Origin of the sequence: Streptomyces sp. enrichment culture, from assembly GCF_964272895.1 — a bacterium.
Classification (GTDB): domain Bacteria; phylum Actinomycetota; class Actinomycetes; order Streptomycetales; family Streptomycetaceae; genus Streptomyces.
The window spans coordinates 1,581,509-1,595,786 of sequence record NZ_OZ186832.1 but is presented as its reverse complement, the minus strand read 5'-3'; the positions used below and the strand labels follow the sequence as shown (position 1 = coordinate 1,595,786).

At 73.9% G+C, this 14,278-nt stretch carries 11 protein-coding genes and 1 pseudogene; 6 read left to right on the top strand and 6 right to left on the bottom strand.

Annotation, left to right across the window (positions count from 1 at the left end; genetic code table 11):
* Window positions 1-116: 116 nt before the first annotated feature.
* Window positions 117-755 (top strand): transglycosylase family protein, encoded by a 639-nt coding sequence (locus tag ACSU6M_RS07240; RefSeq protein WP_437068016.1) that lies wholly within the window; start codon window positions 117-119, stop codon window positions 753-755.
* Here the strand turns inward: ACSU6M_RS07240 and ACSU6M_RS07235 are convergent.
* The 3 genes from ACSU6M_RS07235 to ACSU6M_RS07225 are packed head-to-tail and all read right to left on the bottom strand — an operon-like array spanning window position 652 to window position 4,510.
* The gene (locus tag ACSU6M_RS07235; protein WP_437068014.1) at window positions 652-1,362 is read right to left on the bottom strand and encodes an ABC transporter ATP-binding protein; all 711 of its coding nucleotides are present in this window, start codon (window positions 1,360-1,362) and stop codon (window positions 652-654) included. The genes ACSU6M_RS07240 and ACSU6M_RS07235 overlap by 104 nt on opposite strands.
* Complete coding sequence (locus tag ACSU6M_RS07230) at window positions 1,359-4,058, bottom strand: ABC transporter permease subunit (protein WP_437068012.1); 2,700 nt, start codon at window positions 4,056-4,058, stop codon at window positions 1,359-1,361. The genes ACSU6M_RS07235 and ACSU6M_RS07230 overlap by 4 nt, the downstream gene beginning before the upstream one ends.
* Window positions 4,058-4,510: a hypothetical protein gene (locus ACSU6M_RS07225; RefSeq protein ID WP_437068010.1), complete on the bottom strand. Its 453-nt coding sequence runs from the start codon at window positions 4,508-4,510 to the stop codon at window positions 4,058-4,060. The genes ACSU6M_RS07230 and ACSU6M_RS07225 overlap by 1 nt, the downstream gene beginning before the upstream one ends.
* A 140-nt stretch (window positions 4,511-4,650) precedes the next feature.
* On the opposite strand from ACSU6M_RS07225, the gene ACSU6M_RS07220 reads away from it, so the two are divergent.
* From ACSU6M_RS07220 to ACSU6M_RS07210, 3 genes are read left to right on the top strand one after another with little or no spacing between them, the layout of a single operon-like run.
* Window positions 4,651-5,232 carry a hypothetical protein gene (locus tag ACSU6M_RS07220; RefSeq protein ID WP_437068008.1) on the top strand — a complete coding sequence of 194 codons (582 nt, stop codon included), beginning with the start codon at window positions 4,651-4,653 and terminating at the stop codon, window positions 5,230-5,232.
* A complete protein-coding gene (locus ACSU6M_RS07215; RefSeq protein WP_437068006.1) occupies window positions 5,201-6,493 on the top strand; it encodes an ABC transporter substrate-binding protein in 1,293 nt (430 codons plus the stop codon). The genes ACSU6M_RS07220 and ACSU6M_RS07215 overlap by 32 nt, the downstream gene beginning before the upstream one ends.
* Window positions 6,494-6,508: 15 nt before the next feature.
* Complete coding sequence (locus ACSU6M_RS07210; protein WP_437068005.1) at window positions 6,509-7,549, top strand: helix-turn-helix transcriptional regulator; 1,041 nt, start codon at window positions 6,509-6,511, stop codon at window positions 7,547-7,549.
* On the opposite strand, the pseudogene ctaD reads toward ACSU6M_RS07210, so the two are convergent.
* Window positions 7,440-9,122 (bottom strand): annotated as a pseudogene (ctaD, locus tag ACSU6M_RS07205) (aa3-type cytochrome oxidase subunit I); the annotation flags it as partial. The gene ACSU6M_RS07210 and the pseudogene ctaD overlap by 110 nt on opposite strands.
* A 361-nt stretch (window positions 9,123-9,483) precedes the next feature.
* Here ctaD and ACSU6M_RS07200 point away from each other — a divergent pair.
* Window positions 9,484-9,699 carry an I78 family peptidase inhibitor gene (locus ACSU6M_RS07200; RefSeq protein ID WP_437068003.1) on the top strand — a complete coding sequence of 72 codons (216 nt, stop codon included), beginning with the start codon at window positions 9,484-9,486 and terminating at the stop codon, window positions 9,697-9,699.
* 131 nt (window positions 9,700-9,830) lie between these two features.
* Here the strand turns inward: ACSU6M_RS07200 and ACSU6M_RS07195 are convergent, their stop codons facing one another.
* Both ACSU6M_RS07195 and ACSU6M_RS07190 read right to left on the bottom strand, forming a co-directional pair.
* On the bottom strand, window positions 9,831-10,868 hold the full coding sequence (locus ACSU6M_RS07195; RefSeq protein WP_437068002.1) for a phosphatase PAP2 family protein: 1,038 nt from the start codon (window positions 10,866-10,868) through the stop codon (window positions 9,831-9,833).
* A 227-nt stretch (window positions 10,869-11,095) separates the two neighbouring features.
* A complete protein-coding gene (locus tag ACSU6M_RS07190; protein ID WP_437068001.1) occupies window positions 11,096-12,361 on the bottom strand; it encodes a glycosyltransferase family 39 protein in 1,266 nt (421 codons plus the stop codon).
* Window positions 12,362-12,623: 262 nt separating this feature from the next.
* On the opposite strand from ACSU6M_RS07190, the gene ACSU6M_RS07185 reads away from it, so the two are divergent.
* Window positions 12,624-14,222, top strand: a complete 1,599-nt coding sequence (locus ACSU6M_RS07185) for an MFS transporter (protein WP_437068000.1) — start codon at window positions 12,624-12,626, stop codon at window positions 14,220-14,222.
* Window positions 14,223-14,278 lie beyond the last annotated feature (56 nt).

The window sequence follows — 14,278 nt, the reverse complement described above, 5'->3', positions numbered from 1 at the left end:
GTCCGCGGCGGCCCGCCGGCCCAGGGGCCCCGCCCGGTCCGCCGACCGGGTGGGGCCCCGCCCGTGCCGGGCGCGGCTCGGGCGGAGGAGCGCGCACCGCTGCTTAGCGTGGCCCGATGCCCCACCCACGCCGAGTCACGCTCGCCGTCCTCGCGGCGGCCCTGACGACCGTCCTTCTCCCCACCGGAGCCCACTCCGCGCCGCTGCCGCCCGCGCCCGGCGCCGCCACCGCGCGCGTGCCGTACAAGTGCGCCGAGGACGAGTGGCCGTGGGGCTGTATCGCCGAGTGCGAGAGCAGCGGGCGCTGGCACATCAACACCGGCAACGGCTACTACGGGGGACTGCAGTTCTGGCAGCCCACCTGGGTGGACTTCGGCGGCCTGAAGTACGCCCCCCGAGCGGACCTCGCCACGCGCGCGGAGCAGATCGCGGTCGCCCGCGAGGTGCTCGCGGTCCAGGGCTGGGGGGCCTGGCCGGTGTGCTCCCGGCGCTACGGGCTCTCGGGCCGGATGCACACCGTCAAACCCGGCGACACGCTCTTCGCGATCGCCCGCAAGTACGGCGTCAAGGGCGGCTGGCGCGGCCTGTACGAGGCCAACGCGAAGGCGCTCGGCCGCCGTCCGGACCTGCTGCGGATCGGCATGCTGCTGGTCATCCCGAAGGGCTCGTCCCGCGTGCAGGACCCGTCCGGCCGGGCCCCGGCGGTGTTCGGTCCGCCGCTTGCCGACGCTCCCACTCGGCCGGCTCCCCGCTGAAGGCGACCTCGCCGCGGCGCAGCGCGTACACCAGCACGGGCCCGCCGTGCGGTGCCGGGGGCAGCCGCTGTTCGGCGAGGACGACGCAGGCGTCCAGCGCGGTGAGCAGTGCGTAGGTGTGTGCGGCGGCCTGCGGTGACATGCCCTGGGTGGGCTCGTCGAGGAGCAGGACGCGCGCGCGGGACAGCAGGGCGCGGGCCACGGCGAGCATGCGCTGTTCGCCGCCGGACAGGGTGGCGGCGCGGTGGTCGAGGAGCGGGGCGAGCTGCGGGTAGGCGTCCAGGGCGGGGTCGGGGTCGCGGGCGGTGAGCTCCAGGTTCTCGCGGACCGTCAGGGAGCCGAAGACGGCCTGCCGTTCGGGGACCAGGCACAGTCCCCGGCGGGCCCGTCGGTGCGCGGGCAGCCGGGTCACGTCGGTGCCGTCCCAGACGACCGCACCGCCGGACAGGGGGACGGTTCCGGCCAGGGCGCGCAGGGCCGTCGTACGGCCGGAGCCGTTGCGGCCGAGCAGGACGGTCAGGCCGGGGGAGGGGGCGGCCAGGGTGACGCCGTGCAGGGCCTCCAGGGGACCGTAGCGCACGCGCGCGTGGCGCAGGGAGATCGTCATGGGACCGCCTCGGACAGGACGGTGCCGGGAGGGCCGCTGGTGACGATCCGGCCGGCGTCCATGACGTGCACGGTGTCCGCGAGGCCGGCGACCAGGTCGAGGTCGTGCTCGACGATCAGCAGGGCCGTGCCCTCGGCGGCCAGCGCCCCGAGGATGCGGGTCAGCGCGGCGACTTCGGTGGTGTCCAGGCCGGCGGCGGGCTCGTCGAGGAGGAGGACGCGGGGGGTGGCGGCGAAGGCGCGGGCGAGTTCCACGCGGCGCAGGGTGCCGGTGGGCAGGCCGGCGGCGGGGTGGTCGCGCAGCGGGCCGAGGGCGAACAGGGACAGGGCGCGCTCGGTGCTGCCCGGGGCACCGCCGACGAGGACGTTCTCGGCGACGGTGAGCGACGGGAACACCGCCAGCCGCTGGAAGGAGCGGGCCACGCCGAGGTGGTTGCGGGTGTGGGCGGGGAGGCGGGTGATGTCCCGGCCCTCCAGGAGCACCGTGCCGTGGGTGGGGCGGAGGGCGCCGGCCAGGCAGTCGAAGAGGGTGCTCTTGCCCGCGCCGTTGGGTCCGACGACGGCGGTGACCTGGCCGGGGGTGACGGTGAGGTCCACTCCGTGGAGCGCGGTGAAGCGGCCGTGGCGGGCGTGGAGGGCGCGGGCCTCCAGGGCGGGCGCGGGTGCGTGGGGGCGCCCGCGGTTCGGTTTCCCGCTCGTGGCGGTCGGCGGCTCCGCGGGGGGTGCGGTACGCGTCCGCGGTGAAGGGTGTGCGCGGGTTGCGGCGTGCGGGTCCGCGGGCGGCCGTGGCCGCGCGGAAGGGTGTGCGGGGGTTGCGGCGTGCAGGTGCGCCGGAGGCCGTGGCCGCGCGGCGAGGAGGCGGCGTACGGCCTCTCCCCGCGGCGTCAGCCCGGCCGTGTCCGGGCGGCGCAGTCGCGCGGCCACCGCCCGCAGGGCCTCGTAGGGGCCGCCCGGAAAGCGGCCGATCAGGACCGCCAGTACGCCGATGACGGCCGCCGCCACGCCGCCCCTCGTACCCGCGTCCAGACCGACCAGCAGGGCCGCCGCGGCCAGGGCGCCGAGCGTGCTGTCGGCGCCGAGGACGACGATCGCGGCGAACCACAGCAGGCCGCGGACGGGGTCGAAGGCGGCCGGGTCGAAGGCGCGCAGGCCCATCCCGAGCAGGCCGCCGCCGAGGGCGGCCAGGGCGGCCCCGGTGACGAAGGCGAGGAGCTTGAGGGACGGGACGCGGACGCCCGCCGCCTGGGCGCCCGCCTCGTGGTCGCGCATCGCGGCGAGGGCGCGGCCGGTGCGGCCCCGGCGCAGGGCCCGCACCGCCAGCAGTGCCGCCGCCAGCACCAGCAGCTCCAGGACGTAGTAGGCGCGGTCGCCCTCGAAGCCGGCCGGGCGGCCCAGGGACAGGCCGTGCGTGGCATAGGGCTGGGCGAAGACGAAGCGACTGACGGCGACGCCGACCGCGAAGGTGGCCAGGGCGAGCGCGAGGCCGTGGCGGCGGATCGCGGGCCAGCCGGTGAGCAGGCCCAGCGGGGCCACCAGGAGGACGGCCACCGCGAGCGCCGCCAGCTCCGGCAGCCGGGGCAGGCCGGGGAAGCGTCCGGCCGCGAGCAGGGCGGTGAACAGGGCGCCCAGACCCGCGTACGCGGCCTGCCCCAGCGAGATCTGCCCGCCGCGCCCGGTCACCACCACCAGCGACAGCAGCACCACGGCCAGCGCCGGCACCTGCACCGAGGTGTGCAGGTCCTCGCCCGCGAAGCCCAGCGGCAGCAGGACCAGCACGACGGCCACCGGCCAGGCGCCGGGCGGCGTCGGCACCCGTGCCGTCGCCGTGCGCGGCAGCGCGTCCCGGCCGCCGAGGCCGGGCAGCACCAGCGCGGCGACCAGCAGCGCGACGACGAACAGATTGGCGCCGACCGCCTGGAGCAGCGGCTCCCGCCAGCCCGAGGGGTGCAGCCGCGTCAGCTGGCTCTGCGCCACGCCGATGCCCAGCGCGACCAGGACGGCGACGGAGAGGCTCTTCATCCGTGCCGCCACCGCGACCGCCACCACCTCCATCACCAGCAGCGGCAGCCCGTACGGGTCCAGGCGGACGGTGGGCGCCAGCAGGACGCCCGTCAGGCCCGCGGTGAACGAGCCGAACGCCCAGCCCGCCGCGGCCACCCGGTCGGCGTCGATGCCGCTCAGCACGGCCAGCCCCCGGTCGTCCACCACCGCCCGCAGCTCCCGGCCGAAGCGCGTCCGCCGGATCACGGCCGCCACCCCGGCGGCCAGCACCAGCACCACCGTCAGCTGCCCCCACGGCTCCCAGGTCACCGGTTCGGGTACGTCGTCTCGCGCGCCCTGCCCCCACAGCAGCGCCGCCCCGCCCACCAGCAGCACGAACACCCCGAGGGACGCCACCAGCGTCTGCGCCGGATCGCCGCCGAGGACCGCGAGCGGCCGGAAGACGAAACGCTCCAGCACCACCCCGACGGCGGGCGCCAGCACCAGCAGCGTCACCAGGGCCCCCAGCCACAGCGGCCAGCCCCACCCGACCACCGTCTGGCGCAGCGCGTAGGCGCACACCATGGCGATCGCCCCGTGCGCGAAGTTCAGCACGCCCGTCGCGCGGTACGTCACGATCAGCCCGATCCCGGTGAGCGCGGCCGCGCCGCCGACCGCGAGGCCGGCGAGCGTGAGGTCGTAGGTGAGCGAGGACATCAGGTGTCCGGTTCGCAGACCGGGCACGGGCCCAACTGCGCGCGCATCCGCTCGTCGACCGGCACCGCGCCCGCCTTGCCCGCCGCCAGGGGGCAGTCCGCCCGGTGGTACAGGGTGCCGCCCGGCACCGCCAGCAGCTCGGGCGAGACTGCCACCGGGCCGGTCGCGGCCTGTTCCCCGTCGCCCGGACCGTCCGTCACCAGCAGCGCGTACAGCTCCTCCACGCGCGCGGCGGCGAGGGCGTCCCGGCCGTGGGCGAGCAGCACCGCGGCGGCGACGATCAGCGCGGCCCCCGGGATCGTGCAGGAGGCGAGATACGGCAGCTGGCGCTCGGCGAACCGCTCCCCGGAGATGCCGTACCAGCCGATGACGCACAGCACCGCGCCGGCCGCGAGGGCGGCCCAGCCGGCCCACAGGACCGGGTGCGCGGGCCGGGCCCGGGGTGTCCTCAACGTCGGCATCGTCGGCTCCCACGCGTCGCTTCTGTCGGCGGTATGTCCAAGTCGGCCAATGGCTTGCACTATGCCTGCTGTCAGCTGACCCTGAAAGCACCGGGCGCGCACGCCCGGACCGACACCCGGTGGTGAGCCAGATGGTTCTCGGGAGCGACCTCATCAGGTGGCGCGGGGCGCGGCGGGGCGGCACCGCGCTCGCGGCCGCGCTGCTGCTGTTCCTGGCCCCGGCCCTCACGGCGTGCACCGACGACGAGGGCGGCGGCGACGCGAGTCCGGCTCCCGTGCCGACGCTCGACACCCCGACCGTGATCCCCACGATCAGCGAGCCCGGGGCCCGGCCGCAGCCGTCCGACCCCGAGGCGGCCGAGGCCGAGATCAGGCGGAACTGGCAGAGGTTCTTCGACCCGAGGACCTCGCTGCGGGACAAGCAGACCGTCCTGGAGAACGGCGAGCGGATGGCCCCCGTCCTGCAGGCGTTCAGCGGTGACGAGCGCGGCGGACAGGTCGGCGCGAAGGTCGAGAAGGTCGCCTTCACCGCGCCGACCGAGGCGAACGTGACGTACACCCTGACGCTCCAGGGACAGACCGCGCTGCCGAACGCCTCGGGGAGCGCCGTGGAGCAGGACGGCACCTGGAAGGTGTCCGTCAAGACCCTGTGCGCGCTGGTGCAGCTGAGCCGGACCGGCAGTGCGACCCAGTCGCCGATCCCGGGCTGCTGAGGCCCTCGCCGCGGCGCTGCTGACGCTGCTCGCGGCCGGGTGCGGCAGCCGGCTGCCGGAGAGCGACTTCCAGCACCGGGACCGGGGCACGCCCGCGCCGTCCCGCGAACCGATCCGGGTCGGCATCATCACCAGCGCCACCAGCCCCGTCGGCGGCGCCGCCTTCACCGGCCCGCGCGACGGCGCGACGGCCTGGTTCGACCGGCTCAACGCGCGCGGCGGCATCGACGGCCGCCGCGTCGAGGTGCGGCTGTGCGACGACGGTGGCAGCGGCGTCGGCAACAACGCGTGCGTGCACCGGCTCGTCGACGAGGAGCGGGTCGTCGCCCTGGTCGCCACCACCGCCCTCGACTACGCGGGCGCCCCCCGCGTCTCGCGCGCCCGCGTGCCCGACGTCGGCGGCCAGCCCATCGGCGCCGCCTACGACACCTGGCCGCACCTGTACGGCATCTACGGCAGCCTCGCCCCCCGCGACGGCACCCCCGGCTGGGACGGGCGGCTGTACGGCGGCACCGAGGTCTACCGCTACTTCAGACGCGAGCACGGGGCCCGTACGGCCGCCGTCGTCTCGTACAACCAGGCCGCCTCCGCCGCCTACGCCCGGCTGATCGAGCGGGGCCTGCGGGCCGAGGGCTACCGGGTCGTCACCGAGCAGGTCGACTTCGCGCTGCCCAACTTCCGCGCGGTGGCCGCCGATCTGCGGGAGCGGGGCGCGGACCTCGTCTTCGACGCCCTCGACAGCCACGGCAACGCCCGGCTGTGCGCGGCCATGGACGCCGTCGGCGCCCACGTCACCGCCAAGGTCACCAACGTGCAGAACTGGAACTCCGCCGTCGCCGAGGACTACCGGGACGCGCCCCGCTGCCGCAACGCCCTGTGGGTGACCGGGGCGAGCCGCAACTTCGAGGACACCTCCCACCCGGCCGTACGGGAGTTCCGGGCAGCCACCGCGGGGCTGGAGACGCACTCCCAGTGGCAGTTGGAGGGCTGGGCGGCCGCGAAGTGGTTCACGGAGGCGGCCCGGTCGTGCGCGCCGAGCGGCATCACGCGCGCGTGTGTCGACGCGTTCGTCGGCCGCACCGAGGGCTACACCGCCGACGGGCTGCTGCTGCCGGTGTCCTACGAGCCGATGGCCGAGCCGCCGCGGACGCGCCGCACATGTCTGTCGGTGGCGCGCTGGCGGGACGGGGCGGGCTGGGTCTCGCAAGGGGAGATGACCCGCACCTGCTTCGAGGTGCCGCAACTGTCCTACCGCCCCTGATGGACACTGGTGACCATGCTGGAGACCTCCGCCCGACTGCTGCGCCTGCTCTCGCTGCTCCAGGCCCACCGCGAGTGGTCCGGGGCCGAGTTGGCCGAGCGGCTCGGCGTCACCGCGCGCACGGTCCGCCGGGACGTGGACCGGCTGCGCGAACTGGGCTACCCGGTCAACGCCAGCCCCGGCACCGGCGGCGGCTACCAGCTCGGCGTCGGCGCCGAACTGCCGCCGCTGCTCCTGGACGACGACGAGGCCGTCGCCGTGGCCGTCGGCCTGCGCACCGCCGCCGGGCAGGGCGTCGAGGGCATCGGCGAGTCCTCCGTGCGCGCGCTCGCCAAGCTGGAGCAGGTGCTGCCGCACCGGCTGCGCCGCCGGGTGAGCGCGCTGAACGCCTTCACCGTGCCGATGCTGCGGGGCGCCCGCCCCGACGCCGTCGACCCGGCCCTGCTGACCGAGCTGGCGGGACTGTGCCGGGACACCGAGCGGCTGCGCTTCGACTACGAGGACCATCTGGGCGCCCCGACCCGCCGTACCGTCGAACCGCACCGGCTGGTGTGCAGCGAGCGGCGCTGGTACCTGGTCGCCTGGGACCTCGACCGCGAGGACTGGCGTACGTTCCGCGTCGACCGGATCACCCCCAGGCCCCCGCACGGGCCCCGCTTCACCCCGCGCGAACCACCCGCCGACGACCTCGCCGCCTATGTCTCCCAGGGCGTCTCCACGCGCGCCTACGCCGCGCACGCCGCCGTGCGGCTGCTGGTGCCCGTCGAGGAGGCGGCGCAGCGGATCTCGCCGTCGGCGGGGACGCTGGAGGCCGAGAGCGAGCGCAGCTGCGTCCTGCGGACCGGCGCCGCGAGCCTGGATGTGATGGTGGTCCATCTGATGATGCTGGGCGTGGAGTTCGAGGTGCTGGAGCCGGCCGGGCTCGGCGAGGCCATCAGGAGGGGAAGGGACCTTTTGTCCCGTGCTCTTGAACGGGGTGACGCTGCTCCACCGCGGCGAACTCCGGGTGGTGCAGATCGAACGCCGGGGAGTCCGAGCGGACCCGGGGCAGCGTGACGAAGTTGTGCCGCGGCGGCGGGCAGGAGGTCGCCCACTCCAGGGAGCGGCCGTAGCCCCAGGGGTCGTCGACGTCGACCTTCTCGCCGTACTTGGCGGTCTTCCAGACGTTGTAGAGGAACGGCAGCGTCGACAGGCCCAGCAGCAGCGAGCCGATCGTGGAGACCGTGTTCAGCGCGGTGAAGCCGTCCGCGGCGAGATAGTCCGGGTAGCGGCGGGGCATGCCCTCCGCGCCCAGCCAGTGCTGGACCAGGAAGGTGGTGTGGAAGCCCACGAACAGCGTCCAGAACTGGATCTTGCCGAGCCGCTCGTCGAGCATCCTGCCGGTGAACTTGGGCCACCAGAAGTAGAAGCCGCCGAAGACGGCGAAGACGACGGTGCCGAAGACGACGTAGTGGAAGTGGGCGACCACGAAGTACGAGTCGGTGACATGGAAGTCCATCGGCGGCGACGCCAGGATCACCCCCGTCAGCCCGCCGAACAGGAACGTCACCAGGAAGCCCACCGACCACAGCATCGGCGTCTCGAAGGACAGCGAGCCGCGCAGCATGGTGCCGGTCCAGTTGAAGAACTTCACGCCGGTGGGCACGGCGATCAGGAAGCTCATGAAGGAGAAGAACGGCAGCAGCACCGCGCCCGTGGCGAACATGTGGTGCGCCCACACCACCACCGACAGACCGGTGATCGCCATGGTGGCGCCGACCAGCGCCGTGTAACCGAAGATCGGCTTGCGGGAGAAGACCGGGATGATCTCGGTGATGATCCCGAAGAACGGCAGCGCGATGATGTAGACCTCGGGGTGCCCGAAGAACCAGAACAGGTGCTGCCACAGCAGCGCCCCGCCGTTGGCCGCGTCGAAGATGTGCGAGCCGAACCGGCGGTCGGCCTCCAGACACAGCAGCGCGGCCGCGAGCACCGGGAACGCCAGCAGGACCAGGATCGACGTGAACAGCGTGTTCCAGGTGAACACCGGCATCCGGAACATGGTCATGCCGGGGGCGCGCATCCCGATGATGGTGGTGACGAAGTTGACCGCGCCGAGGATCGTGCCGAAGCCGGCCAGCGCCAGCCCCATGATCCACAGATCCGGACCGAGGCCCGGCGAGCGCTCCCAGCTGTTGAGCGGGGCGTAGGCGAACCAGCCGAAGGCGGCGGGGCCCTCGGGCAGCAGCAGCGAGCCCATGACCATCAGCCCGCCGAACAGGAACAGCCAGTACGACAGCATGTTCAGCCGCGGGAACGCCACGTCCGGGGCGCCGATCTGCAGCGGCATCAGCTCGTTGGCGAACCCGGCGAAGCTCGGCGTCGCGAACAGCAGCAGCATGATCGTGCCGTGCATCGTGAACAGCTGGTTGAACTCGTGATTGCTCACCAGCTGCGTCCCCGGCCGGGCCAGCTCGGCGCGCATCACCAGCGCCATCAGCCCGCCCGCCAGGAAGAACAGGAACGACGTGACCAGGTACAGATGGCCGATCTTCTTGTGGTCGGTGGTGGTCAGCCAGTCCACGATCACCCGGCCGGGCCGCCTGCGGTGTCCGGGTTCCACCGCGGCCCGCACGGTCTGCGTTCCCATGACTGGCTCGCCCCTTCGCTGCTCGCGCCCCGGGCCCGGCCGAACCCGCGGCGCGGGTACCCGGGGGGTCCCGTCATGATGCTTTGCGGTGTCCGCGGGGCCGCCCGGAAACGGAATGGAATGGCTCCGGGGACGGTACTCCGGGAACTTTCCGCCGGGTAATTCGGAAGGGCTCGACGACACGCGGGAATTGCGTTCGAATACCTGCGGAAGGGCTACACGACCGCTCATCCGGGTGAGGGGCCGGGCGCCAAACCCCTGTAGTGATCTTGTGACACAAGTGTGACCGAGGAGGGACGCGCTCCCCCGCGTGTCCGCTTCCGGCTTCCCCCGGCCTGTGCTGTGCCCCTAGCGTGGCCGCATGGCACCGATACCGAAACCCGCAGGCGAACCTCACGACGATCCGGACGCCTACGTCGGCCTGGAGGCATCCGGCGCGGAGCGGCTCGCGCGCGAGCGGGGCTGGTCGACCGTCCGCTCGCTGCCACCGGGGGCGATCATCACCATGGAGTACCGCAGCGGCCGCCTGAACTTCGAGGTACGGGCGGGCCGGGTGGCCCGCGCCTGGAAGGGCTGAGCGCCCCGCACCCGCGCCGACGCACGACGAAGGCCCCGGCTCCCGTCAGGGAGAACCGGGGCCTTCGCGGTGCGGGGCGCGGTGTGTGCGTACCGTGCGCCCCGCAGTCCTGGGGCCGGTCCGGCGGCCGGTCAGCCGCCGGTCAGCGGACGGGCCGGCGATCCGGTGCCGCGCGCGACGCGGTCGGGGTGCGGCGGGCGGCGGCTGCCGGCCGGGGTGACCGGGGTGCGCTCGGAGCGGGCGGTGTGCGGGCCGGGGGCCAGATAGGCCGGGGTGCGCGCGGCGGCGGTCCGGGCGGCCGACGACGGGATGGTCTCGCGCACCGGCTCGCTCTCGCCGCCCTCCGGCGTGCCCTGCCGGGCGAGGGCCGGCGCGGGGGCGGCGGCCGGTGCGGTGGCGGAGCGGCGGGCCGCCCAGCGGTCGCGCAGGCCCAGCAGGAACGACTCGGCGCGGGAGATCAGCGGCTCGAACCAGGGCAGCGCCAGCAGGACCAGCAGACCCGCGGCCCAGCCGAGGAGCACATCGCTCAGCCAGTGCGTACCGAGGTAGACGGTGGTCAGGCCGACGCTCAGGGACAGTACGGCCGACAGCGCCGACAGCCAGCGCCGGGTGCGCGGCGTGGAGGCCAGATAGGCGAGGACACCCCAGGTCACCACGGCGTTCGCGGTGTGACCCGAGGGAAATATGTCGCTTCCGGCCTGGAACCAGTGCCACATCTCGTTGGAGCCGACCTCGGTCGCGTAGTGCGGTCCCGAGCGGCCCAGGCCGTACTTCACGGCACCCACGGTCACGTTCAGCAGCAGCAGGGCCGCGCCGAACACCACCAGCGGACGCAGGGTGCGCTGCCGCCAGGAGCGCCAGCCCAGCCAGGCCGAGATCAGCACGGCCGTCGGGCCGCGCTGGCCGAGGACCACCCAGTAGTCCAGGAACGCGTGGATCTCCGGCCACTGCTGGTACGGCCGGAAGAGCATGGCCTGCCAGTCGATACGGACCAGGAACGTGGTGGCCGCCACCGCGAGCACGATCGCGATGTAGAAGGCCAGGGTCGCGCCGAAGAGCACCACACGGTGCCGCGTCATCCGGGGCACGTCGAGGACGGGCCGTTCGGGTTCGCGGTCCAGTCTGGCGAAGATCCGGTCGAGCCGGGTCGGCTTTGGTTCGGTACGCACGCAATCGACGTTACAGGGAGTGAGGGATGCAAACGGCGGAAGCGCAGGCTTCGTAATGACGATGTGATGTGGGATTGCTCTCAGAACGGCGTTTATTGCCGGGGAATCCGAAATGGCGCGGGCCGGTTCCCTTCAATTCCTTTGATCATTCCGGTATCGGGTTTTGCCGCGCTTCTCAATTCGTTCACCAGGGCATGGCACGGAATTCACCGCCGGTGTCCGCACGGTCACGGAGGGCCCGAGCCGTTCAGCCAGAACGCCCCGTACACCGCCGAGGCCACCGCCACCGTGCCGAGCACCGCGGCCGACCTGGTCCGACGGGCCCGGGCCAGGGCGAGGGCGAGCGGCAGCAGCAGCGGGAAGGCCGGCATCAGCAGCCGCGGCTTGGAACCGAAGTAGCTCGACGCGCACAGCGCGAGCGCGGTCACCACCCCCGCGTACACCAGCAGGGGCAGCGGCTGCCCCTGCCGTACGCACACCACGTAGAGCCACACCACCAGGCACACCCCCGCGATCAGCGCCAGGCCCGCCAGAGCGCCCGGAACGGAGGTGAACTTGTCGGCGACGAACCGGGCGAAGGCGTACCCGCCGTCGAAGCCGTTGCGCCAGCCCGCCTGGACGTCGAGATAGCCGAGCGGGCCCTTGCCGGTGCGATGGCCCACCCACAGCACATAACCGGCGGCGCCCAGGGGCGCGAGGAGCAGCCCCAGGGCGCGCGGCCACACCGGCGCGCCCCGGTCGGACCCGTCGGCGGTGGGGGAGGGGGCGTGCGCGGCTCCCCGAGCGCCCGCGGTTGCCGCCGGGCTCCCCGTCCGCCCGAACGAGGAGCGGCGGCGCTCCTGTACGAACGACACGATGCCCGCCGCCCACACCGCCGCGACCACCGCGAGACCCACCGGGCGGGTCAGCCCGGCCAGCGCCGCCAGCGCGCCCGCGGTCACCCAGCGGCCCGTCAGGACCGCGTACAGCGACCAGGCGGCCAGCGCGGTGAACAGCGACTCGCTGTACGCCATCGACTGCACGATCCCCACCGGCAGCACCGCCCACAGCAGCACCGCGCACACCCCGGCCCGCCGCCCGTACACCCGGTCGGCCACCGCGAAGATCCCCCACGCCGCGGCGAGCGAGGCCAGCAGGGACACGGCCAGCCCGGCATCGGCGTACGACAGCGGGCTCACCGCGTGCAGTGCCCGCTCCAGCCACGGCAGCAGCGGGAAGAACGCCAGATTGGAGTGGACGTCCCCGTTGGGCAGCCGCACCTCGTAGCCGTAGCCCAGCTCGGCGACGCGGGTGTACCACAGGGAGTCCCAGCGGGCGGTCAGCAGGGTGTGCGCGCTCTTGTCGCGCGCGGCGCTCCACAGGGCCAGCGCGATCAGGCCCAGGGCGCGCACGGCCGCGTACCCGAGGAGGGCCGGGGCCGCCCTGCGCAGGGCCGAGGAAGCGCGGCCGAGGGCCGAGGGGGCCGGTGCCACACGCGTGTCAAGATCGGTCACGGGCTCGATTATCCGGTGTGTCCCGGCTCGCCCCGACCCCGCTGACATGGAAAAAGGCGGAGAGAGTGGTGTACGCCACACGGGTTCACGGACATGGGTGAGAGTTCCACCACGCGACCGAGGCGCGAACTCGCGTACGCTGACGGCTCACTCGCGTATCCGTAGCGCGGGCCGGGGCTGCCGCTCCGCTCCGGCCATCGTCACGGGGAGTCCCCACCCCGTGAGCCCGCCGTACGCGAGGGGACATCTGGGAGGTACGTACATGTCCGGGACGACCACGGCTGCCCTGCTGCGCCGTCGGGCGGCCGGGGCCGGTGCCAACCGCTGGGTGGTCCTCGTCGTCCTGTGCGTCAGCCTGCTGCTCGTCGCGGTCGACGCGACCGTGCTGCACGTGGCGGTGCCCGCCGTCACCGAGGACCTCCAGCCCGGCGCGATAGAACTGCTCTGGATCGTCGACATCTACCCGCTCGTCTGCGCCTCGCTGCTGATCCTGTTCGGCACGCTCGGCGACCGCGTCGGCCGCAGACGGATCCTGCTCCTCGGCTACACCCTGTTCGGCGTCGCCTCCGCGGCTGCCGCGTTCGCCCCCGACCCGCAGGTGCTCATCATCGCGCGGGCGCTGCTCGGCGTCGGCGGCGCGATGATCATGCCCGCCACGCTGTCGATCCTGCGGCAGGTCTTCCCCGACCGCCGTGAGCGGGCGCTCGCCATCGGTATCTGGAGTGCGGTGGCCGCCGTCGGCGCGGCCGTCGGACCGCTGCTCGGCGGCTTCCTCCTTGAGCACTTCTGGTGGGGGTCGGTGTTCCTGGTGAACATCCCCCTGATGCTGGTCAGCCTGCCCGTCGGGCGGCTGCTGCTGCCCGAGTCGACGGGTGACGGGAAGGGTCCCTGGGACGTCGTGGGCGCCCTGACCGCGGCCGCCGGTCTGTTCGCGCTCGTGTTCGGGGTGAAGCGGCTCGGTGGCGGTGAGTCCGTGCTCGGCGCGCTCACCGTCGTGCCGCTGGTGCTCGGCGCGGTGCTGCTGACGCTGTTCGTACGACGGCAGCGGCGGCGCACGCATCCGCTGGTCGACCTGCGGATGTTCGCCCGGCCGGCGTTCAGCACCTCGGTCGGCTGCATCGTCCTGGCGATGCTCGCGCTGGTCGGCCTGGAGCTGATCGCCGCGCAGTATCTGCAGCTGGTGCTCGGGCTGTCGCCGCTGGAGACGGGGCTCAGGCTGCTGCCGCTGACCATAGCGGCGATGGCGGCGGGGCTGTTCGGGGCGCGGATGCTGCGGCGGTTCGGACCGCGCCGGATGGTGTGCGCCGGATTCTGTCTGACCGCGGCGGCCGTGGTGCTGCTGACGGCGATGGGGCGCGAGGACGACGCCGGGCTGCTGCTCGCCGGATTCCTGCTGCTCGGCTTCGGTCTGGAGACGACGCTGTTCGGGGCGTACGAGTCGATGCTGAGCGAGGCGCCGGCCGAGGACGCGGGCGGCGCGGCGGCGATCGGGGAGACCTCCTACCAGCTCGGAGCGGGCATCGGGATCGCGCTCCTGGGCTCGGTGATGAACGCGGCGTACGCGCCCGGCGTCACCTCCGTGCCCGGGGTGCCGTCCGCCGCGTCCGCGTCGGCGGGGCACTCGCTGGGCGAGGCATACGCGGTGGCCTCCCGGCTGGGCGGGGAGACGGGGGCCTCGCTGCGGCAGGTGGCGCGGGACTCCTTCGTGCACGGGCTGCATGTGACGCTGCTGGTGAGCGCGGGTCTGCTGCTGCTGGGTGCCGCGATGGCGCTGCGGCTGCCGCGCGCGATGCAGTGCGAGGCGGTCGATGTGGAGCTGCCCGCGCCGCGGGGCGTCGCCGAGTCACGGGTCTCCGCCTGACATGGGTGGACGTCCGGTGCGGGGCGTCGTAGCGTCTGGGACCAGTTGTCGTTAGC